Origin of the sequence: Marinobacter halodurans (assembly GCF_004327985.1) — a bacterium.
GTDB classification, from domain to species: Bacteria; Pseudomonadota; Gammaproteobacteria; order Pseudomonadales; family Oleiphilaceae; genus Marinobacter_A; species Marinobacter_A halodurans.
In genome coordinates this window covers 1-20,105 of sequence record NZ_SJDL01000048.1, presented here as the reverse complement: position 1 = coordinate 20,105, position 20,105 = coordinate 1, and the positions used below count along the sequence as shown (strand labels likewise).

The 20,105-nt window shown below is 61.4% G+C and carries 18 protein-coding genes; 3 read left to right on the top strand and 15 right to left on the bottom strand.

The window, feature by feature from the left end; translation table 11 throughout:
* Positions 1-72 precede the first annotated feature (72 nt).
* From EZI54_RS21160 to urtA, 15 genes are all read right to left on the bottom strand, one after another.
* Positions 73-1,974, bottom strand: a complete 1,902-nt coding sequence (locus EZI54_RS21160) for an ATP-binding protein (RefSeq protein WP_131483884.1) — start codon at positions 1,972-1,974, stop codon at positions 73-75.
* A gap of 289 nt (positions 1,975-2,263) precedes the next feature.
* A complete protein-coding gene (locus EZI54_RS21155; protein WP_207389298.1) occupies positions 2,264-2,815 on the bottom strand; it encodes a nuclease-related domain-containing protein in 552 nt (183 codons plus the stop codon).
* Positions 2,816-3,068: 253 nt separating this feature from the next.
* The gene (locus EZI54_RS21150) at positions 3,069-3,641 is read right to left on the bottom strand and encodes a HupE/UreJ family protein (protein WP_131483883.1); all 573 of its coding nucleotides are present in this window, start codon (positions 3,639-3,641) and stop codon (positions 3,069-3,071) included.
* Between the two features lie 48 nt (positions 3,642-3,689).
* The gene (gene ureG, locus EZI54_RS21145; protein ID WP_131483882.1) at positions 3,690-4,328 is read right to left on the bottom strand and encodes an urease accessory protein UreG; all 639 of its coding nucleotides are present in this window, start codon (positions 4,326-4,328) and stop codon (positions 3,690-3,692) included.
* A gap of 45 nt (positions 4,329-4,373) precedes the next feature.
* The gene (locus EZI54_RS21140) at positions 4,374-5,063 is read right to left on the bottom strand and encodes an urease accessory protein UreF (RefSeq protein ID WP_131483881.1); all 690 of its coding nucleotides are present in this window, start codon (positions 5,061-5,063) and stop codon (positions 4,374-4,376) included.
* Complete coding sequence (ureE, locus tag EZI54_RS21135) at positions 5,053-5,619, bottom strand: urease accessory protein UreE (protein ID WP_131483880.1); 567 nt, start codon at positions 5,617-5,619, stop codon at positions 5,053-5,055. The genes EZI54_RS21140 and ureE overlap by 11 nt, the downstream gene beginning before the upstream one ends.
* Positions 5,620-5,629: 10 nt before the next feature.
* Entirely contained in the window at positions 5,630-7,249 is a 1,620-nt protein-coding gene (gene ureC / locus EZI54_RS21130; RefSeq protein WP_131483879.1) for an urease subunit alpha, read from the bottom strand.
* Positions 7,250-7,393: 144 nt separating this feature from the next.
* Positions 7,394-7,711, bottom strand: a complete 318-nt coding sequence (locus EZI54_RS21125) for an urease subunit beta (protein WP_131483878.1) — start codon at positions 7,709-7,711, stop codon at positions 7,394-7,396.
* A 10-nt stretch (positions 7,712-7,721) separates the two neighbouring features.
* Positions 7,722-8,024, bottom strand: coding sequence for an urease subunit gamma (gene ureA, locus EZI54_RS21120; protein WP_111494800.1), 303 nt, complete (start codon positions 8,022-8,024; stop codon positions 7,722-7,724).
* 1,270 nt (positions 8,025-9,294) lie between these two features.
* Complete coding sequence (locus EZI54_RS21115) at positions 9,295-10,215, bottom strand: urease accessory protein UreD (RefSeq protein WP_131483877.1); 921 nt, start codon at positions 10,213-10,215, stop codon at positions 9,295-9,297.
* Complete coding sequence (urtE, locus tag EZI54_RS21110) at positions 10,212-10,910, bottom strand: urea ABC transporter ATP-binding subunit UrtE (protein ID WP_131483876.1); 699 nt, start codon at positions 10,908-10,910, stop codon at positions 10,212-10,214. The genes EZI54_RS21115 and urtE overlap by 4 nt, the downstream gene beginning before the upstream one ends.
* Complete coding sequence (urtD, locus tag EZI54_RS21105) at positions 10,910-11,725, bottom strand: urea ABC transporter ATP-binding protein UrtD (RefSeq protein WP_423227012.1); 816 nt, start codon at positions 11,723-11,725, stop codon at positions 10,910-10,912. Before urtD ends, urtE begins: the two co-directional genes overlap by 1 nt.
* 5 nt (positions 11,726-11,730) lie before the next feature.
* Positions 11,731-12,876, bottom strand: coding sequence for an urea ABC transporter permease subunit UrtC (urtC, locus tag EZI54_RS21100; protein ID WP_131483874.1), 1,146 nt, complete (start codon positions 12,874-12,876; stop codon positions 11,731-11,733).
* Between the two features lie 202 nt (positions 12,877-13,078).
* The gene (gene urtB / locus EZI54_RS21095) at positions 13,079-14,704 is read right to left on the bottom strand and encodes an urea ABC transporter permease subunit UrtB (RefSeq protein WP_131483873.1); all 1,626 of its coding nucleotides are present in this window, start codon (positions 14,702-14,704) and stop codon (positions 13,079-13,081) included.
* A gap of 147 nt (positions 14,705-14,851) precedes the next feature.
* Positions 14,852-16,165: an urea ABC transporter substrate-binding protein gene (urtA, locus tag EZI54_RS21090; RefSeq protein WP_131483872.1), complete on the bottom strand. Its 1,314-nt coding sequence runs from the start codon at positions 16,163-16,165 to the stop codon at positions 14,852-14,854.
* Between the two features lie 567 nt (positions 16,166-16,732).
* Between urtA and EZI54_RS21085 the strand changes: the two genes are divergently transcribed.
* The 3 genes from EZI54_RS21085 to EZI54_RS21075 all read left to right on the top strand — a co-directional run bounded on the left by EZI54_RS21085 (position 16,733) and on the right by EZI54_RS21075 (position 19,707).
* On the top strand, positions 16,733-17,764 hold the full coding sequence (locus EZI54_RS21085; protein WP_131483871.1) for a 2-dehydropantoate 2-reductase: 1,032 nt from the start codon (positions 16,733-16,735) through the stop codon (positions 17,762-17,764).
* A gap of 499 nt (positions 17,765-18,263) precedes the next feature.
* Complete coding sequence (locus EZI54_RS21080; RefSeq protein WP_131483870.1) at positions 18,264-18,551, top strand: ComEA family DNA-binding protein; 288 nt, start codon at positions 18,264-18,266, stop codon at positions 18,549-18,551.
* A gap of 232 nt (positions 18,552-18,783) precedes the next feature.
* Complete coding sequence (locus EZI54_RS21075; protein WP_242674549.1) at positions 18,784-19,707, top strand: DMT family transporter; 924 nt, start codon at positions 18,784-18,786, stop codon at positions 19,705-19,707.
* Positions 19,708-20,105 lie beyond the last annotated feature (398 nt).

Genomic DNA, 20,105 nt, shown 5'->3' with positions numbered 1-20,105 from the left:
CTCGAAACCAAACCTATCTTTGAAAAGAAATGGGAATATACGTTTAACGATCCGCGCCACCCACATAAAGCGTCAGTTTACTTCAGCTATTCTCATCAATTCTTCCAATATTACTTCTTTCGATCTGGATTTATACTTTAAAGCAATCGTCACACCTTCAATCTTTTCAACAACTCTATTAGCATCGTGAAGCGTCAAAACAACTTTATCTTCACGGCTTCGGCTAATATTAGCGTAAGCGACATCTACGTCGAGAGGTTTTTCGGGTCGATATTTATTAACATTAAACACTTCATGCTCACTTTTGGTTATCCAACCCGCGCCGACTTCAGATACAGCCCCCCAACTCTTGGCCATCTTCTTACTTGTTACGTATATTACATATATTCCTTGAACAGAATAACTTTCAACAAAAAATTCACGAAGATACTCAAATATTGGCTCTTTTCTTGGAATAACCGAATGCGGATTATCGGATGATGTATAAATTATTTCTTCCGGTGGCACACCATTGAAAACCAGCAAATCGAAAATAAAATCGCAGCAAACCTTATCAGATTTACTATGGCTAATCAGAAGCTTCTTTTTGGAGGCGTCGATAGCACTCTTAATACCCATGTCGGGCAAACTTTTGTTAATCGCCTGGGAAACAGCCTTCTTTAAATCTTCCTTAGTGAAATCTTTATTATGAAAATCACCAAATATACTTTGTGCAGCAGTGCTAGAAGCGACTTCCTTAAAGTTATCAACTTGATCTTTGAATTTTATTTCGCGCTCTTTCTTCTGTCGATTTTTCTCTTCATCCTTCTCCTGTTTTACATATGATGCGTATTTAACACGAAGCGAAACGACCTTCGGCAATAGTTCATTTCTGACATACCTTATTACTTCCTGATATCTTTCATCGTCAGTCTTATATCCCTGTCGATTACTAAGCGCCATATCAGGCAAGGATGTCTCTTCAAACAGATCTACGTGTAATTGCCCAACGACATACACCTCGGTCATGGCATTTTTACCAACCACCGGAAGTATATTGTATTCCCCAAGCTTCTTGTTTGATAGAAGCGATATGAAATTATCCGGAAAGTCCTCAGCGCTGACCTTTCGTCCTTTAGTTGTCCGGTATACACCAATCCAGCCACGTATCTCTAAGTCAAATGAATCTTGCTCACCATCTTTGCAAGTTAGTATCATTCCTTTTTTTTGATACGCCGGCCAATTTTTGAGAAGCTCCTTTTCGCATTCCTCTTTGTTATTTAGGCGACTATCAAAGTACTTTGAAAGGGATTCATACTCTTCGCCTAGAGTTATTAAACCACCCAAACCCTTAATAAGTTCTTTCTCAAAACTGTCTATTACAGACTGCTGCTTTCCAACTTGGACATGAATTCTAAATTCGTCGTCCACTAGTGGAAATATCTTTAATAGGTTATTCCTTATGGCGCTTATTGTCTTATTCAGGGTATACTGTGGACTTCGCATAACTACGGCCGTCCCGTTACGAGCAATCTTATTAAACTTTACTTGCTCTTCAGGTATAGGCGTCAACAAACGATCTTCATTTACATTTCTCGATAGTACAAACCCCGATCTTTCGCCGTCTTTTATTGTTTTAATATCTACATCAGATGAAACTGATAGCGCGGCAAGTTTACCAACGCCCTTTCGTCCCATCTTCCTTCTTTGTCCTTCGCTACCTTTTACATATGACTGCTCTTTTTCTGATCTTGTTTCCTGTGCAACGTTCAAATACTTCTCGATATCGCCGTCTTCATATGACATCCCATGCCCGTCATCTTCAACTATTAGTCGTCCTTTCTCTTGTATTATGTATACATTTTTCGCATTTGCATCATATGCATTGGCTATCAGCTCGGCCAAAATATAGTATACGTTGGTATACAGACTAGGTCCTAGCAGCTCAAGGATACGTGGATCGATTGATATTCGATATTTTTTTTCAGTTGTCACAGCTCATCCTTTATTTTCCGATAACATAACAGAAAGTTTGTCTTTAAATATTAAGCATCTTTACAAAACAATATATTATGTAGGCGAAAGTATTTTGAATAGGTTCAACAGGAACCGGTAGAGAAGCCAAAGCAGCTCTATTTTCAGAAACGATTTCAACCTTGTGTAACACAAGCTGCCACCTACTGCTTAACTTGATGCTTCCCCTAAACGATCCCTCGAACAGTCCTCACACGATCAATCTGCGCCCCGCCCGTCCCGTTCAACCGACCAGAACCCAACATTTCGATTACCTCTCCAATTTGCTGTAAAGAAAGCACCGGCTGGCGGTAAGCCTTAACCCTACCCAAATACCCTCACCCCCGCACAACATTCCCCGGCATCTCAGTCCGAAACCGCCCTTCCCCAAAAACACCACCAGCGAATGCACCTGCTCCGCATTCAGACCAAGCAACGTCCACAGGGTCTTCAAATGCTCCCGGCTTTGAAACAACGGATTCTCAAACCGCTTCACATACCGCCTCCTGCGCTGTAACCAGTTGGGCTGTTCGGCACTGCCATAGAGCCCGCCTTTCATGTCGCGGGTGTCCACAACGAACACGCCGTAGGGCGACACGATCACGTGATCGATCTGGGTGGTGCCGTCTTCGGTGGGCAGGGTGACGTTACGGATCAGGTGGTAGGTGTTCTTGTCGAGGAACAGGCGTGCCGAGAGGTTAACCAGGCTTTCGCCGACCCAGCCTTTGAAATGGGGCGATTGGATGATGCCGCCGAGGATGGCCAGCGGGATGAGGTACCAGAGGGCTTGGATTAACGGTTGTAAGACGGAAGAAAGGTCCATTTTTGTTGTCCTCAGCCAGTGCTGACTCCTTGCCTGGCTGCCGTGCGAGTGGTGATTGAGTGCTTAAGCTTTCTGAAAGTTAATGTTGTTTATAGCGAGGGAAAAGGTAGGGAGCAAATGTTGGTGGGGTGGTTGGGCGCAAAATGTTGTTAAAGTTGAGCTGGGTCATATAGAGAGAGGCAGGCTGGTGCCTGCCCCCCCCCCCTCTCTCCAAACCTCTCTCCCTCGGAGGGGAGAGAGGCTTAGTCAGACCTTACGATACGAGGAAAGCTCCAGTTGCTGCGAGCGCGGCACCAACAGCTTGTGAAACGCGGTTGTCGGTTTTCATCAACAGCGCACCAAGGCCACGACCTGCGAAGGCAATCGCCAGCGTCGGGATACCAAAGCCCGCCATATAAGCCATAAAGTGCGATCCCGCCGGCATTTCGGCGCCGTGGGCGTAGCCATGGAAGATCATAAAGGTGGCGACCAACGATCCACCCACGGCTGCCGGCAGTTTGGCCAGGGTGGCGATCAGTACGCCTGCCAGCATGACGGACAGCGCAATGCCGGTTTCAACGCCCGGGATGTTCAGGCCCGCGAAAGCCAATCCAGCCCCGAGGAACATGCCACCAATCATAAACAGCGGCGTGCCGCGTTTCATCCAGCCGCTTTGGCGCATACTCCAGAAGCCGATGGCGGCCATGGCCATTAGATGGTCGAGGCCCAGCATGGGGTGCAGCAGGCCGCTGGTGAAGCCGCCCTGGCCGTGGCCCGGGTGGGCGGAGGCCGCCGTGGCGGTCAGCATGAGGCCGGCGGTGAGCAGGGTTTGGGTGAGTCGTGTCATGGTTATCTCCGTTTAACTGCAATCCAATTCGTTTGGTTTGGGCCGATCTCAGGCTGACGCTTCGATTTTCTCTGGGCGGCGTTCCGGCAACATGCCGCGTTCGAGGATGAACGAGATAATCGTGTCCAGCCCGACCCCGTCATACAGGTTGGTAAACACGAACGGCCGTTCGCCGCGCATCTTTTTGGAGTCCCGATCCATGACCTCCAGTGAGGCGTGGACCTGTTCGGCGATGTCGATCTTGTTGATGATCAGCAGGTCGGACTTGGTGATGCCCGGCCCGCCCTTGCGGGGGATCTTGTCGCCGGCGGAGACGTCGATGACGTACAGGGTGAGGTCCGACAGTTCCGGGCTGAAGGTGGCGGAGAGGTTGTCGCCGCCGGATTCCACCAGTACTAGCTCCAGGTCCGGGTGGCGGGACTGGAGGTCGTCGATGGCCGCCAGGTTCATGGAGGCGTCCTCGCGGATGGCGGTGTGCGGGCAGCCGCCGGTTTCCACGCCGAGGATGCGGTCGGCTTCCAGGGCTTCGTGGCGCAGCAGGAAGTCGGCGTCTTCCCGGGTGTAGATGTCGTTGGTGACCACGGCGATGTTGTAGTGGTCGCGCAGGGCCAGGCAGAGCTGGCGCAGCAGGGCGGTTTTACCGGAACCGACAGGGCCACCGACCCCGACTCGCAGACAATGTTTCATGGTGTGTTCCTCATCGTTGTTTGTAGGTGCGCGTTGGCGAGCGCATTAGCTTCGAAATAAGCGGGAATACTGTGTTTCGTGGTGCGCGGAAGCGAGCGCCAAACCCGGCAGGATCGGGCCCATTTCGTCGTCTTCCAGGACCAAGGCGTTATCCACGGCCCTCACCAGTGCCGGGCGCAGTTGTTCGGTCAGCCGCTGGGCGGCGGTGTGCCCGAGGGGCAGCGCCTTGCAGGCCACGGCGAGCTGGTTTTCCAGCCAGGCCCAGGCGAAGCCGAGCAGGGTCTGGCGCACGGGCACGTTCCGCTGGTGGGCGGCCCAGGCGAAGACGGTGACGTAGCCCGGTTCGTGGGGCATCTGGCCGTCTTCCGGCATCAGATCCAGGCTGGTGAGCAGGCGCGTGAGCGCCGAGCCCAGGCGGATGTCCTCGTCGCTCAGTTCGGCAGTTTCCCGGGTGGCGTGGAGCCAGTCGTTCCACTGCGCCAGCGTCGCGGCGTCGCCGTCGGCCCAGGCCTGTTGCTGGCGTGCCAGCACGGGCAGTTCGCAGCGGGTCAGGCCGTCGTCCAGCACGCCCGCCAGCCACTGCCCCAGGTCGGCCTTGTTGCGCACCCAATCCAGCTCGAAGGCGCTTTCCAGCCCCTGGGACCAGGCAAAGGCCCCGATGGGCAGTGCCGGGCTGACCAGTTGCAGCAGGCCGAGCAGGCTGAGATCCGCCATGGGCGTGGCCTCAGTGGACATGGTCGCTCCCGTGTCCGTGACTGTGCGGGTGGTCGTGGCCATGGTCGTGATCGTGGGAATGGCCGTGGCTATGACCGTGACCGTGGCCGTGACTGTGACCGTGCGAATGCCCCGCCTGGGAATAGGCGCCCGGCTCGGGATCGAACGGGGCCTGGTGGTGCTTCAGGGTGGCGCCGAGGCGTTCGGCCAGTTCTTCCAGCACGTGATCCGGCGGGAAGCGGACCCAGCCGGTCTGCTCGTCGATGGTGCCGATGGCCAGCTGCACGTGGCGGTTGCCCAGGTGGTAGCACAGGCGCGCCAGCGGCAGGCCCGCCAGGATCTGGGCGGTGACCACCGGCTCGTCAGCGGCGCGGATGCGGACCACTTCGCCGCCGGCGGATTGCAGGCAGTCGCCGTCACGCAGCACCGGGCCGCGATCCAGGAACAGGCCCACGTCGGTGCCGTTGTCGGTGGTGGCCCGCAGGCGGCCGCGGATGCGCAGCTCGAACGGCAGGGTCAGGCTGTCGAAGATTTCCGCCGATTCGACCGGGGCGATGCGTTGTGTCAGTTCAATCATGCGGGCGTCCTCAGAACAGGTGGTAACGCTGGGCCAGCGGCAGCTCGGTGGCCGGCTCGCAGGTGAGCAATTCGCCGTCGGCGTGGACCTCGTAGGTCTGCGGGTCGACGGTCAGCGTCGGGCAGGCGTCGTTGAGTTTCATGTCGCCCTTGCGCACCTGGCGCACGCCTTTGCAGGCGGACAGCGGGCTGTCCAGCCCCAGCGCCTTGTCGATGCCGGCGTCCAGTGCGGCCTGGCTGACGAAGGTCAGGCGGGTGGCACTGGCGGCCTTGCCGTAGGCGCCGAACATGGGGCGGTAGTGCACCGGCTGCGGCGTGGGGATGGAGGCGTTCGGGTCGCCCATCGGCGCGGCGGCGATCATGCCGCCCTTGAGGATGGTGGCGGGCTTCACGCCGAAGAAGGCCGGGCTCCACAGCACCAGGTCCGCCAGCTTGCCCACTTCCACCGAGCCCACGTCGTGCGCGATGCCGTGGGTGATCGCGGAGTTGATGGTGTACTTGGCGATGTAGCGCTTGGCGCGGAAGTTGTCGGCGCCCAGTTCCTGGTCTTCCGGCAGCAGGCCGCGCTGGACTTTCATCTTGTGGGCGGTCTGCCAGGTGCGGCAGATGACCTCGCCCACCCGGCCCATGGCCTGGGAGTCGGAGGAGATCATGGAGATCACGCCCATATCGTGGAGGATGTCCTCGGCGGCGATGGTCTCGCGGCGGATGCGGGAGTCGGCGAAGGCGACGTCTTCCGGGATGTTCGGGTCCAGGTGGTGGCAGACCATCAGCATGTCCAGGTGCTCGTCGATGGTGTTCACCGTGTAGGGCCGCGTCGGGTTGGTGGACGACGGCAGCACGTTGGCTTTCGAGCACGCGGTGATGATGTCCGGCGCGTGGCCACCGCCCGCTCCTTCCGTGTGGAAGGTGTGGATACAGCGGTCCTTGAACGCGGCCAGGGTGTCTTCGACGAAGCCGGACTCGTTCAGGGTGTCGGTGTGGATCGCCACCTGCACGTCGTACTTGTCGGCGACGGTCAGGCAGTTGTCGATGGCGGCCGGCGTGGTGCCCCAGTCTTCGTGCAGTTTGAGGCCGATCACCCCCGCTTCCACCTGGATTTCCAGCGCTTCCGGCAAGGAGGCGTTGCCCTTGCCGAGGAAGCCGATGTTCATGGGCAGCGTGTCCACCGCCTGGAGCATTTTGCCGATGTGCCAGGGGCCCGGCGTGCAGGTGGTGGCATTGGTGCCGGTGGCCGGCCCGGTGCCGCCGGCGGTGAGGATCTTGCCCTCCCCGGCGATGATTTCGGTGCCCGGGCCGATGACGATCTCGACGTCCGGCTGGGTGTCCGGGTTACCGGCCTTGCCGATGGCGGCAATGCGGCCTTTCTGGATGCCCACGTCCGCTTTGACGATGCCCCACCAGTCGAGGATCAGGGCGTTGGTGATGACGGTGTCCATGACCGCGTCGTCGCAGCGCTGGCTCTGGCCCATGCCGTCGCGGATGACTTTGCCGCCGCCGAATTTAACCTCGTCGCCGTAATGGGTGTGGTCTTTCTCGACCTCGATCCAGAGTTCGGTGTCCCCGAGCCGCACGCGGTCGCCCACGGTGGGGCCGTACATGTCGGCGTAGGCTTGTCTGCTGATTTTCATGTTTCGCCTCTTATTCTGGTGCAGGGACCGATCGGGGCACCCCTTCCGGGAAACGCTCCTTCCGGCACGTCCATGTGACGCTTGAGCTCCGCCATCCATGGCTCCGCACATTCCCGGAAGGGGTGCCCCGACCGTTCCTCAGACTTAATTCGTGGAGTCCAACTTACCCATCACCTCACCCCGAAAGCCGTAGATCTCCCGCTTGCCGGCGTAGGGGATCAGGGTGACTTCGCGTGTCTGGCCCGGCTCGAAGCGGATCGCGGTGCCGGCGGCGATGTCCAGGCGGTATCCGGTGGCCTTCTTGCGGTCGAAGGTGAGTGCCGGGTTGGCTTCGGCAAAGTGGTAGTGGGAGCCGATCTGCACCGGGCGGTCGCCGGTGTTGCCCACCTCGACAGTGATGCGTTCACGGCCGGCGCAGAGTTCGATGTCGCCGTCCTTGATGTGGTATTCGCCGGGAATCATCTGCGCCTCCTCAGACTATGGGGTTGTGAACCGTGACGAGTTTGGTGCCGTCCGGAAAGGTGGCTTCGACCTGCACTTCGTCCACCATTTCCGCGACGCCTTCCATCACGTCGTCCCGGGTCAGCACTTCGGTGCCCAGGCTCATGAGTTCCGCGACGGTGCGACCTTCGCGGGCGCCCTCGAGGATTTCGGCGCTGATCAGGGCCACGGATTCCGGGTAGTTGAGCTTGAGGCCCTTGGCCTTGCGGCGCTCGGCGAGCAGTGCTGCGGTGAACAGCATCAGCTTGTCTTTGTCTCTGGGGGTGAGTTCCATCGTCGTAACTCCGTTGTTTGCGATGTTCTTTTGTCTTTTCTGGTGTAGCCGACGCTTTAGCTTCGGAGCGGGCCGTAGGGCTGCCGGGTGTTAGCCGGGCGTCTGGCGACGCCTCCGAAGCTGAAGCATCGGCTACATTGGCTCGTGCTTCCTGTTCTCCCGGGGGTTCAGGTCCGGGTCTTTCGTAGCCGACGCTTTAGCTTCGGAGCGGGCCGCAGGGCCGCCGGGGGTTGGCCGGGCGTCTGGCGACGCCTCCGAAGCTGAAGCATCGGCTACATTGGCTCGTGCTTCCTGTTCTCCCGGGGGTTCAGGTCCGGGTCTTTCGTAGCCGACGCTTTAGCTTCGGAGCGGGCCGTAGGGCTGCCGGGTGTTAGCCGGGCGTCTGGCGACGCCTCCGAAGCTGAAGCATCGACTACATTGGTTCGTGCTTCCTGTTTTCCCGGGGATTCAGGTCCGGGTCTTTCGTAGCCGACGCTTTAGCTTCGGAGCGGGCCGTAGGACCGCCGGGGGTTGGCCGGGCGTCTGGCGACGCCTCCGAAGCTGAAGCGTCGGCTACATTGGTTCGTGCTTCCTGTTTTCCCGGGGGTTCAGGTCCGGGTCTTTCGTAGCCGACGCTTTAGCTTCGGAGCGGGCCGCAGGGCTGCCGGGTGTTAGCCGGGCGTCTGGCGACGCCTCAGAAGCTGAAGCGTCGGCTACATTGGTTCGTGCTTCCTGTTCTCCCGGGGTTTCAGGTCCGGGTCTTTCGTAGCCGACGCTTTAGCTTCGGAGCGGGCCGTAGGGCCCCCGGGTGTTGGCCGGGCGTCTGGCGACGCCTCCGAAGCTAAAGCATCGGCTACATTGGTTCGTGCTTCCTGTTCTCCCGGGGGTTCAGGTCCGGGTCTTTCGTAGCCGACGCTTTAGTTTCGGAGCGGGCCGCAGGGCTGCCGGGTGTTAGCCGGGCGTCTGGCGACGCCTCCGAAGCTGAAGCATCGGCTACATTGGTTCGTGCTTCCTGTTCTCCCGGGGGTTCAGGTCCGGGTCTTTCGTAGCCGACGCTTTAGCTTCGGAGCAGGCCGCAGGACTGCCGGGTGTTGGCCGGGCGTCTGGTGACGCCTCCGAAGCTGAAGCATCGGCTACATTGGCTCGTGCTTCATGTTCTCCCGGGGGTTCAGGTCCGGGTCTTTCGTGGCCGACGCTTTAGCTTCGGAGCAGGCCGTGGGACCGCCGGGTGTTGGCCGGGCGTCTGGTGACGCCTCCGAAGCTGAAGCGTCGGCTACATTGGTTCGTGCATCTATGTCAGCCAGATGCGCGGTATATGCGCCTCCTGGCCGGTCAATCTCGGCCTCAGGATTTCCCACGCCTGCTGGCAAATGGCCCAGGCTTCGTTGCGTTCGTGGCCGATGTAGCGCAGCAGCAACACGCCCCGGCGGCGGGTGACCGCCCATCTCGGGGATGCGGCGATCTGCTCGCGCAGGGCGTCGATGGCTTCGTTTTCATCCCCTAGACCCACCGCCCACAGCGTGGCCTGGACGGTGCTGCCGCCCTGCCCCCAGTGGCCCTTGAACCGGGGGTGCGTCGGGTCCATGGGCTGGCGTTCGATCCACAGGGGGCGGCCATCGCGGGTCAGGCGGAAGCGTTGTTCCAGGTGGCCGCTGACGAACGGCAGCTCCCCCACCGGGCGGCCGAGGGCCAGCACTTCCCAGCCGATGCAGCGGGCCGAACCGGTGAGGTCGATGGTGGTGGTCTGTTCGCCTCTTGAGCCGTCGAAGGCGAGGGTTTCCTGGGGCAGCCATTCCAGGGTGGCGCCGTCGGCGACGTTCAGCTGCGTGTGCTGCGCCCAGGCGACGCCGTGGCTGTCGGCCTTGTAGAGCTTGGCGGCGGCGGGCGTGGTCAGCAGCGCGTGCGCGCCTTCCGCCAGCGAGGCGGTGATGGACAGCGCGTCGCCGCTCACCAGTCCGCCCGGCGGATGCAGCAGATAGACGTGGCAGCAGCCGTCGCGGCCTTCCGGGTAGAACGGCTTCTGGACCCGCAGCGGGCCGTAGTGGCGGCGGCGGACCAGTCGGGTGATGCGCTGCAGCGATTCGCGCCGGGCCTCGAAGCCCAGTTCGATGGACGCCGCCCAGCGCCGCCCGGTATCGAAGCGGTGACCCGAGTCGTTGGCGGACTCGCGGTCGTTGGGCAGCGGCGTGTTCAGGGGGGCAAAAATCGTCATACGGTCAGGTGCTGCTTGATGAGTGCGTCGGACAGCTCGGCGATCTCGCCTTCAGCCACGCGACGGCCCCGGTCCATGATGGCGAAACGGTCGGCGTACTTGCGGGCGAACGGCAGTTTCTGTTCCACCAGCAGCACGGTCAGACCGTCCTCCTCGATCAGCTTGCGGATGACCTCGCCGATCTGGGCGACGATGTTGGGCTGGATGCCCTCGCCCGGTTCGTCGAGGATCAGCAGGCGCGGCTCGATCACCAGCGCGCGGCCGATGGCCAGTTGCTGTTGCTGGCCGCCGGAGAGATCGCCGCCGCGGCGGTTTTTCATTTCCCTGAGCACCGGGAACAGCTCGTAGACCCGCTCCGGGATGGTCTTGCTGCCGTCCTGCCGCACGGCCAGGCCGGTGCGCAGGTTTTCCTCGACGGTCAGCAGCGGAAAAACCTGCCGCCCCTGAGGAACATAGCCGATGCCCAGACGGGAGCGGTCCTCGATCTTGCGTTGGGTCAATTCCACGTCGCCGGCAAACAGGATGCTGCCGTCCTTGACGCTTTCCTCCCCCATGACGCATTTCATCAGGGTGGTCTTGCCCACGCCGTTGCGGCCCATGACACAGGTGCACTGGCCCTGGGGCACGTCCAGGTCGAGGTCCCAGAGGGTGTGGCTCTCGCCGTAGAACTGGTTGAGTTTTTCGATCTTGAGCATCAGGCGCCCTCCCCCAGATAAACTTCAATGACCTTGGGATCGTTGGACACGTCGTCCATGGAACCTTCCGCCAGCACGCTGCCCTGATGCAGGACGGTGACGGTGCGGGCGATGGAGCGGACGAAGCCCATGTCATGCTCGACGACGACCACGGACTGCTTGCCCGCCAGGCTGGTCAGCAATTCGGCGGTGCGCTCCATTTCCTGTTCGGTCATGCCCGCGACGGGTTCGTCCACCAGCAGCAGGCGCGGCTTCTGCATCAGCAGCATGCCGATCTCCAGCCACTGTTTCTGGCCGTGGGAAAGGATGCCCGCCTCGCGGTGGCGCAGGTCGGTGAGGCCGATGGTGGTCAACACTTCGTCGATGCGGGCCCTGGCCTCGCCGGTGAGTCGGGCGGTCAGGGTCGGCAGCACCCGCTTGTCGGTGGCCATGGCCAGCTCGAGGTTTTCGAACACGGTCAGGGCTTCGAACACGGTGGGCTTCTGGAACTTGCGGCCGATGCCGAGGCTGGCGATGTCCGGCTCGTTCATCGTCAGCAGGTTGTGACGGCTGCCGAACCAGACCGAGCCCACGTCCGGGCGGGTCTTGCCGGTGATGATGTCCATCATCGTGGTCTTGCCCGCGCCGTTGGGACCGATGATGCAGCGCAGTTCGCCGTCGTCGATGGTCAGGTTCAGGTTGTTGATGGCCTTGAAGCCGTCGAAGCTGACGGTGACGTCTTCCAGGTAGAGGATTGGCCCGTGACGGACGTCCACCGGGGACGCCGTCGGGGTCAGGAAATCAAAGACCCGGTCGCGGTGGGTCAGCTCGCTCATGATGCTCATGCGGTGGCCTCCTTGCCGCTGGTGGGTGCTTCGGATTCATCATCCGTTTTCTTCTTCAGGCCCGGCAGCAGGCCGGCAATGCCCTTGGGCAGGAACACCGTGACCAGCACGAACAGCGCGCCCAGGGCGAACAGCCACGCGTCCGGTAGGATGCCGGTGAACACGGTCTTGGCGTAGTTGACGATGATCGCGCCGATGACCGCCCCGTAGAGCGTCGCGCGGCCGCCGAGGGCCACCCACACCACGATCTCGATGGAGAATAGCGGCGAGAATTCACTCGGGTTGATGATGCCCACCTGCGGCACGTAGAGCGCCCCGGCCACCCCCGCCAGCATGGCGGAGACCACGAACACGAACAGCTGCACCCGTTCCACCCGGTAGCCGAGGAACCGCGTACGCGCTTCGGCGTCCCGGCAGGCCACGCTGACGCGGCCCAGCTTGGAAGTGACGATCGCGCGGCAGATCACGTAGCCCACCGCCAGCGCGATGCCGGTGGCAATGAACAAGCCGAGGCGGGCGGCGTCGGTGCGCAGGTCGAAGCCGAGGATGTCCTTGAAGTCGGTCAGCCCGTTGTTGCCGCCGAAGCCCATCTCGTTGCGGAAGAAGGCCAGCATCAGGGCGAAGGTCAGCGCCTGGGTGATGATCGACAGGTACACGCCGGTCACCCGCGAACGGAAGGCGAGGAAGCCGAACACCAGAGCCAGCAGGCCCGGGGCCAGCAGCACCATGATGAAGGCGAACCAGGCCATATCGAAGCCGTGCCAGTACCAGGGCAGCGAGTCCCAGTTCAGGAACACCATGAAGTCCGGCAGGGTCGGATCGCCGTAGACGCCGCGATCGCCGATCTGGCGCATCAGGTACATGCCCATGGCGTAGCCGCCCAGGGCAAAGAAGGCACCGTGGCCCAGGCTGAGGATACCGAGGTAGCCCCAGACCAGATCGACGGCCACCGCCAGCAGTGCGTAGCACAGGTACTTGCCCAGCAGGGTGACGGTGTAGGAACTCACGTACAGGGCGCTGCCTTCGGGCATCACCAGATGCAGCACGGAAACGACCATGACGGCCAGGAACAGGACGCCCAGGAAGATCTGGGTCGACCGCTCAGTAAACGGGCGTGTCAGCCAGGATTGTGAATAGTTCATGCGATGTCCCTTCTGACTGATTTTTTGATCCACTGAGTCGCTGCGCACCTCGATAGCAAGGCGTGGTGGCGAGGGTTTGGTGGATCCAAATCGAGCCGCCGCAACGCGGCTATCGTGGTGCTCAGCGGCTCCCGAAGGGCGGGGTGTCGGCGATCAGCCGGCGCCTCGCAGTGGTTCATAAAATTGGTTAGACGGGACATCCCTACCCCTCTGCGGCACGGCCCTTCTGCGGGAACAATCCGCGCGGGCGTTTCTGGATGAACAGGATGATGAAGACCAGCACCAGGATCTTGGCCAGGACGGCGCCCGCCCAGGGTTCCAGCAGCTGGTTGATGGTGCCCAGCGACAGACCGGCCACCAGCGTGCCCCACAGGTTCCCGACGCCGCCGAACACCACCACCATGAAGGAGTCGATGATGTAGTTCTGGCCCAGGTTGGGACCGACGTTGGTGATCTGCGACAGGGCCACGCCCGCGAGCCCGGCGACGCCGGAGCCGAGGGCGAAGGTCATGATGTCCACCTTGGTGGCCTTGATGCCCATGGAGCGGGCCATGGCGCGGTTCTGGGTGACGGCGCGCACTTCCAGACCCAGGCGGGTCTTGCGCATGATCAGCATCAGGCCGACGAACACGACCAGCGCGAAGCCGATGATGTAGAGCCGGTTCAGGGTCAGGGACAGGGCCTCGTTCACCATGATGGAGCCGCTCATCCAGTCCGGCGTGACCACCGTGCGGTTAAGCGGGGAAATGACGGTCCGGACCAGCTGCTGCAGCACCAGGCTGATGCCGAAGGTGGCCAGCAGGGTTTCCAGCGGACGGCCCTTGAGGAACTGGATGACGCTGCGCTCGATGGCCACACCCGCCAGCGCGGAGACGAGGAACCCGGCCGGGATGGACAGGATCAGCGCCAGTCCCGGCTGGCCCGGCAGCATCTGCTGCATGCCCCAGGTGGTGTAGGCGCCGAGCATGATCAGCTCGCCGTGGGCCATGTTGATCACGCCCATGACGCCGAAGGTGATGGCCAGGCCGATGGCGGCCAGCACCAGCACGGAACCGAGCGACAGGCCGAAGTACAGGGTCTCGGCGGCGCGGTTCCATTTGAGTTTGGTTTCGATGGAGGCCAGCGCGTCCCGGGCCGCTTGCTTGAGGGCCGGATCGTCGCTGTAGGTGGCGCTGTTCAGGGCCGCGCGGGCTTCGGAGTTGAGGCTGCCGGAGAGCGTCTTCACCGCACTCAGGTCGCCCTGCTCCTCCACCTTGTAGATCGCCAGGGCCTCGTTCAGCGTGGCCTTGACGTCGGCGTCTTCCTCGCTGGCCATCAGCTCGGTCAGCTTCTTGGCCATGGCCTCGTCGACGTTGCCGCGCAGGCCCCGGGCGGCGGCCAAACGCTTGTCGGCGTCGTTCACGGTCAGGTCGATGACCGAGAGAATGCCGTCGATCTCGCTGCGCAGGGAGTTGTTAACGCGGATGGAATCCAGGTCGCGGCGGGAGATCTCGCCCAGGTCATCGCCGGTCAGGGCGTCCTGGACCTTCCAGTTGCGGCCGCGGTTGGAGAGTACGATGACGAATTTGCCGGAGCCCTCAGCGTCACCTTTAGAAGGTTCGATGCGGGCAAGCTTGCCGGCGGAGAAGGCTTCCAGCCAGCCCCGGGCCCGCTCGTCGCCACTGCGGGCGATCTCACCGGCGATCTTCCCTTTCTGGCCGTAGGAAGATTCCGCCAGTTGGGTCAGTAACGACTGCGCCTGCTCGTCGTTGGCCTGGGCGTGCCCCAGCACCGGCAACGACAGCAGGCAGACAATAAGCAGCTGTTTGAGCGATCGGATGATGCTCATGGTTGCGTCCTATCCAATGTGAATCCTTGAGGCGGCGACGCTTCGAAAAAGGGCTGTGACAACCCGACGACAGTCCCTTTCGGAAACGCCCGCCCTGTGCCTTGAGGTGGGCGGGTGCCCCGAAGGACACCCGCACCGGATGGTGCCTTACTCGGCAGCGACTTCAGACTTGCCACCGCAGGACTTGGTGACGACGTTGTAGTTGCCGCAGTGCAGGGGCTTGCGCCAGTCACTGATCAGGTCCTTGGAACCCGGCAGGTAATCCGACCACGCATCGCCCGCAACGGTGGACGGGGTCTGCCAGACGACGGAGAACTGACCGTTGTCCTGGATCTCGCCGATCAGCACCGGCTTGGTGATGTGATGGTTCGGCATCATCGTGGCGTAGCCGCCGGTCAGGTTCGGTACGGAAACGCCGATGATGGCGTCCTTAACCGCGTCCACGTCGGTGGTGCCGGCCTTCTTGACCGCTTCCTTCCACATGTTGAAGCCGATGTAGTGCGCTTCCATCGGGTCATTGGTTACGGCGTCTTCCTTGCCGGTGTAGGCGACCCACTTGTCGATGAAGTCGTAGTTGGCGTCGGTGTCGACGCTCATGAAGTAGTTCCACGCGGCCAGGTGACCGACCAGCGGGCCGGTATCGATGCCGGACAGCTCCTGCTCACCCACGGAGAAGGCCACGACCGGGATGTCCTCGGCCTTGATGCCCTGGTTGGCCAGTTCGCGGTAGAACGGGACGTTGGCGTCGCCGTTGATGGTGGAGACCACGGCGGTTTTCTTGCCCTGGCTGCCGAAGGTCTTGATGTCGGAGACGATGGACTGCCAGTTGGAATGACCGAACGGCGTGTAGTTGACCATGATGTCTTCATCGGCCACGCCGTGATCCTTCAGGTAGGCCTCGAGGATCTTGTTGGTGGTGCGCGGGTACACGTAGTCGGTGCCCGCCAGGACCCAGCGCTTCACGCCGACCTGGTTCATCAGGTAATTCACCGCCGGGATCGCCTGCTGGTTGGGCGCGGCACCGGTGTAGAACACGTTCTCGGAGGATTCTTCACCTTCGTACTGGACCGGGTAGAACAGCAGGCCGTTCAGTTCCTCGACCACCGGCAGTACGGATTTACGGGAGACGGACGTCCAGTTACCGAAGATGACGTCGACTTTGTCCTTGGCCAGCAGCTCGCGGGCCTTCTCGGCGAACAGCGGCCAGTTGGAGGCCGGATCCACCACCACCGGCTCGAGCTTGCGACCCAGCAGGCCGCCGTTCTCGTTCTGCTCCTTGATGAGCATGAGCATGGTGTCTTTCAGGGTGGATTCACTGATGGCCATGGTGCCGGACAGGGAGTGAAGGATACCGACTTTGATCGGGCCTTCGTCGGCGGCAGCCACCGGGGCAGAAACGGAAACGGTGAGAGTAAGAGCCAGCGCAGATAAGCCTGCTGTTATTTGCTTTTTGATTTTCATGGAGCGCGTCCTTTTATCCTGGTTGGGTTTTCCAATGCTTCAAAACGCATCCCAGGGCAGTGCATCCGGCATTCCAGCACCAATTTAACGCTTACAATTCATCTGGTTAGCCCGAACCAAAGGCGCTTGGGACCGTTCCTGACCGAACGCCAGGCGCCCCGATTCAAGACAGGCGCTGCATTTGCGCACCATCCCAGTGCGGCCCGCCCCTTATCCGCCTCACAGGCCGCCACCGCAAAACGCCAATACCGGCAAACCATTGGCCATAGCCCCAAAGACCGTCGATGTCGCCCGCCTTTGCGCACCGTGATGGCGCCAGCGGTCAGGCATTGCCCGCCCGCAGTGCACTCGTCGACGCACCGTCTGCGAAGGCCACGGGTTTGACAGGACCCTGGACACCCACTCGCTTCGGCGGTCGGCGGGCTTGTGTGGAGCGTTGAAAACCGTGAAGCCGCTGCGGTCCAGCGCTTGACGCACGATGACCGGGCCGCGACTGTAAAATGGTTTACAGACGCCGATACGGTTTCCGACTATGTTGTCGGGCATCACAATGACCGGAAGGGTTCTATGTCCAAGCCACCCCGTATTGCCATATTCGGAGCCGGCAGCGTTGGCTGCTACCTGGGCGGTCGCCTGCTGGCCGCGGGCGCCGACGTGGTCATGATTGGCCGCGACCGCCTGGCCTCGCTGTTCCGGAACCAGCCCCTGCGTGTCAGCGACTACCGGGGCGTCGACAGCAGCCTGACACTGACGGATGGGCAGTACACCACCGATCCGGCGGCCGTCGCCGGCGCCGACCTGGTGTTGCTGACCGTCAAGTCCGCCGCTACCGAAGACGCGGGTCAGGCCTTGGCACCGCACCTTGCGCCCGGGACGGCGGTGATCAGCCTGCAGAATGGCATTTCCAACGCGGACCGGCTGAAGCCGTTGCTGCCGGAACCGGTGGTGCTGTCGGGGATGGTGCCGTTCAACGTATTACAGCACTCGCCGGGCCACTTCCACCAAGGCACGGAAGGCGACCTGATGGCCGCGCAGCATTCCGCCATCACGCCGGCCATGGAAGATGCCTTTGCGCGCGCCGGGCTGCCGCTGATACAGCAATCCGACATGCGGTCGGTGCTGTGGTCCAAGCTCCTGCTCAATCTCAACAACCCGATCAACGCGCTGTCGGGACTGCCGCTCAAGGCGGAACTCTCACAACGGGCCTACCGGCTCAGCCTGGCCATGGCACAGCGGGAGACCCTGGCGCTGCTGCGGGCGGCGGGGATTCCCACGGTCAAACTGGCCGCGGTGCCCATGCCCCTGGTGCCCTGGGTGATGGCGCTGCCGGACTGGCTGTTCCGGCGCCTGGCCCAGGCCATGCTGTCGATCGACCCGCTGGCCCGCTCCTCGATGTGGGAGGACCTGCAGGCCGGACGGCGCACGGAAGTGGACTGGATCAACGGCGAGGTGGTGCAACTGGCCAGGCGCCTGGTGCGCCCGGCGCCGGTTAACGAGTGCCTGGTGGAACTGATCCGCGAAGCGGAGGCCGGCACCCTCCGGAACCTGTCCGGCGAGGACCTGTTGGAAAAGCTGAACACTGCGTCACGTCAGGGCTGAGCGAATCTGACACCCCATCTTTCCAAATGATTACGTGCGTGTAATCCATATCGCACACGCGCGAGTGCGAATGTCCGATTTGCCATCTTCGACAATCCAGTAAACTTGTTTTCAGCAAGGACGCGGAACTGCAAGGAAGCAGCACAGGGAAGGCACCGCCTGAAGGATCAGGCACACAGGGACAGGACATCTGAGGGATCAGCTCGCACAGGGACGATCTCAGCCTGAAGGATCAGGCCTTATAGGGACATTTCAGCCCAGCGGATCAGGGCTTTTAAGCCACGGAACGGGTGCACAGGGACTGTGGACCCGCATCCGTGACTTAATCCTCCCAGCGGTCTCCCGCTATACGGTCTTCACATTCCTGCCGGAACGCCACTTCCCCACCTCGAGCACATCCCCAACGGGACTCGATGGTTTGCTGCACCTTGCCGTCCAGCCGGTCTGTTCACAGAGCGTTCTTGCTCAAGGACAACATTCATTCCCAGAAGGACTTCCCATGAAAATTCTGATTTCTGCCTTTTTCGTCATCGCCACCCTGCTCTCGGGCGTTGCGATGGCCGACAGCACCAGCACCGACGCCGCTGCGGTCAGCGTCAACATCAACAAAGCCGACGCCAAGACCCTGTCCGAAAAGCTCGATGGCATCGGCGAGGTCAAAGCCCAGGCGATCGTTGATTACCGCAAGACCAACGGCCCGTTCAAGACCGTCGCCGACCTGGACAAGGTCGACGGCATCGGCAAGGCCACCCTGGACAGCAACCGCAGCCACATCACCGTCCAGTAAGCCTGATCCTGCGGGAAACCGGCTTCCCGCAGGTTGCCCTCCCCACCAAATCCCGCTAATCTCGCGGAATGATGAAACGTACCCATCTCTTCGGCAAACGCACCCCCCCTCCCGCCCGGTCCTGAACCGGACGCGGAATAATCGCCCTTCGTCGCTGATCCAAACTCGGCGAGTCGCGCCTGCCTGTCCGGTAATCCCCCCCTTTCCTTTTGAACCGGACGAGATCAACGATATGACCCCGTTTACTCCTATGAATGCCGCCGTACGTGGCGCCATCCTGATCGCCATCGCCGCTGCGCTCTGGGCGACCACCAGCATTGCCGCCAAAACCCTGTTTACCCACAGTGACCTGGCGCCGCTGACCCTGGCGTTCCTGCGCCTGTGCATTGCCTGCCCGTTTTTCGGGTTCCTGATGTGGCGCTCCCGCAAGCCTGGTGATTTGCGCCCCGGCCGGGGCCTGCTCGCCGGACTTGTCGGACTCGGCCTCTTGCAGGCGGTGTACCAGGGCGCCTACCTGTGGGCCGTGGACCTGACCGGCGCCGGTATCGCCACGCTGATTACCCTGTGCTTCGCGCCGGTCCTGGTGGCGATCGCTGCCGCTCCGTTGCTGGGGGAACGGCCAACGCTACGCACGGTACTGGCACTGATCAGCGCCATCGTCGGGACGCTGATGCTGGTCTCGGGCGACATCACTGATCCGGACGCCGCCCGATTGGGTGGGGTGATGATCGCCGTCCTCGCCGCCACGGCCTACGCGGCGTTCACCCTGACCAGCCGGCGCGTGTCGGGCAACGGCCCGGTGTTCGGGAAGGCCTTTGTGTGCTTCACCACCGGGGCGGTCGTCCTGGCACCGGTTGTCTGGGTGAGCGGCGGTGCCGACGGATTGACGGCGCTGGACGGTCTCGACTGGATGCTGATCGCCTACATCGGCATCGTGCCGACCTGTTTGGGTTATGTCTGCTTCTTCCGCGGGATGGAAACCACACCGGCAACCACCTCCAGCATCATCGTCACGCTGGAGCCGCTGTTTGCGGCGATGCTGGCGTGGATGATCCTCGGGGAATCCTTGGGCATGCTGGGTATGATCGGGGCACTCGTGTTGACGGTGTCGGTGCTGGTGGCGTCGCGGAATGGATCGCCGGCTCGGGACGAGTGATTCGTCCGGCGGGATCTTGGGGGGCTTATCCGGGCACCTGTCCCATGTAGCCGACGCTTTAGCTTCGGTGCAGGCCCGCGGCCTGTCGGGTTCAACCCAGGGCCCCTGTCGGCGCCTCAGAAGCTGAAGCGTCTGCTACATGGCTCGGGGAGAGTCCAGCCTCAATCCGTTCCATCGGCTAAGAACCCTCTCGGTTGCGGCACCCTAATGTAGCCGACGCTTTAGCTTCGGTGCAGGCCCGCGGCCTGCCGGGTTCAACCCAGGGCCCCTGTCGGCGCCTCAGAAGCTGAAGCGTCTGCTACATGGCTCGGGGAGAGTCCAGCCTCAATCCGTTCCATCGGCTAAGAACCCTCTCGGTTGCGGCACCCTAATGTAGCCGACGCTTTAGCTTCGGTGCA

Coding starts and splice junctions, on each gene's coding strand:
- EZI54_RS21155 (WP_207389298.1), bottom strand. CDS start 2,815: ATGGACCTTTCTTCCGTCTTACAACCGTTAATCCAAGCCCTCTGGTAC.
- EZI54_RS21150 (WP_131483883.1), bottom strand. CDS start 3,641: ATGACACGACTCACCCAAACCCTGCTCACCGCCGGCCTCATGCTGACC.
- ureG (WP_131483882.1), bottom strand. CDS start 4,328: ATGAAACATTGTCTGCGAGTCGGGGTCGGTGGCCCTGTCGGTTCCGGT.
- EZI54_RS21140 (WP_131483881.1), bottom strand. CDS start 5,063: ATGTCCACTGAGGCCACGCCCATGGCGGATCTCAGCCTGCTCGGCCTG.
- ureE (WP_131483880.1), bottom strand. CDS start 5,619: ATGATTGAACTGACACAACGCATCGCCCCGGTCGAATCGGCGGAAATC.
- ureC (WP_131483879.1), bottom strand. CDS start 7,249: ATGAAAATCAGCAGACAAGCCTACGCCGACATGTACGGCCCCACCGTG.
- EZI54_RS21125 (WP_131483878.1), bottom strand. CDS start 7,711: ATGATTCCCGGCGAATACCACATCAAGGACGGCGACATCGAACTCTGC.
- ureA (WP_111494800.1), bottom strand. CDS start 8,024: ATGGAACTCACCCCCAGAGACAAAGACAAGCTGATGCTGTTCACCGCA.
- EZI54_RS21115 (WP_131483877.1), bottom strand. CDS start 10,215: ATGACGATTTTTGCCCCCCTGAACACGCCGCTGCCCAACGACCGCGAG.
- urtE (WP_131483876.1), bottom strand. CDS start 10,910: ATGCTCAAGATCGAAAAACTCAACCAGTTCTACGGCGAGAGCCACACC.
- urtD (WP_423227012.1), bottom strand. CDS start 11,725: ATGAGCGAGCTGACCCACCGCGACCGGGTCTTTGATTTCCTGACCCCG.
- urtC (WP_131483874.1), bottom strand. CDS start 12,876: ATGAACTATTCACAATCCTGGCTGACACGCCCGTTTACTGAGCGGTCG.
- urtB (WP_131483873.1), bottom strand. CDS start 14,704: ATGAGCATCATCCGATCGCTCAAACAGCTGCTTATTGTCTGCCTGCTG.
- urtA (WP_131483872.1), bottom strand. CDS start 16,165: ATGAAAATCAAAAAGCAAATAACAGCAGGCTTATCTGCGCTGGCTCTT.
- EZI54_RS21085 (WP_131483871.1), top strand. CDS start 16,733: ATGTCCAAGCCACCCCGTATTGCCATATTCGGAGCCGGCAGCGTTGGC.
- EZI54_RS21080 (WP_131483870.1), top strand. CDS start 18,264: ATGAAAATTCTGATTTCTGCCTTTTTCGTCATCGCCACCCTGCTCTCG.
- EZI54_RS21075 (WP_242674549.1), top strand. CDS start 18,784: ATGACCCCGTTTACTCCTATGAATGCCGCCGTACGTGGCGCCATCCTG.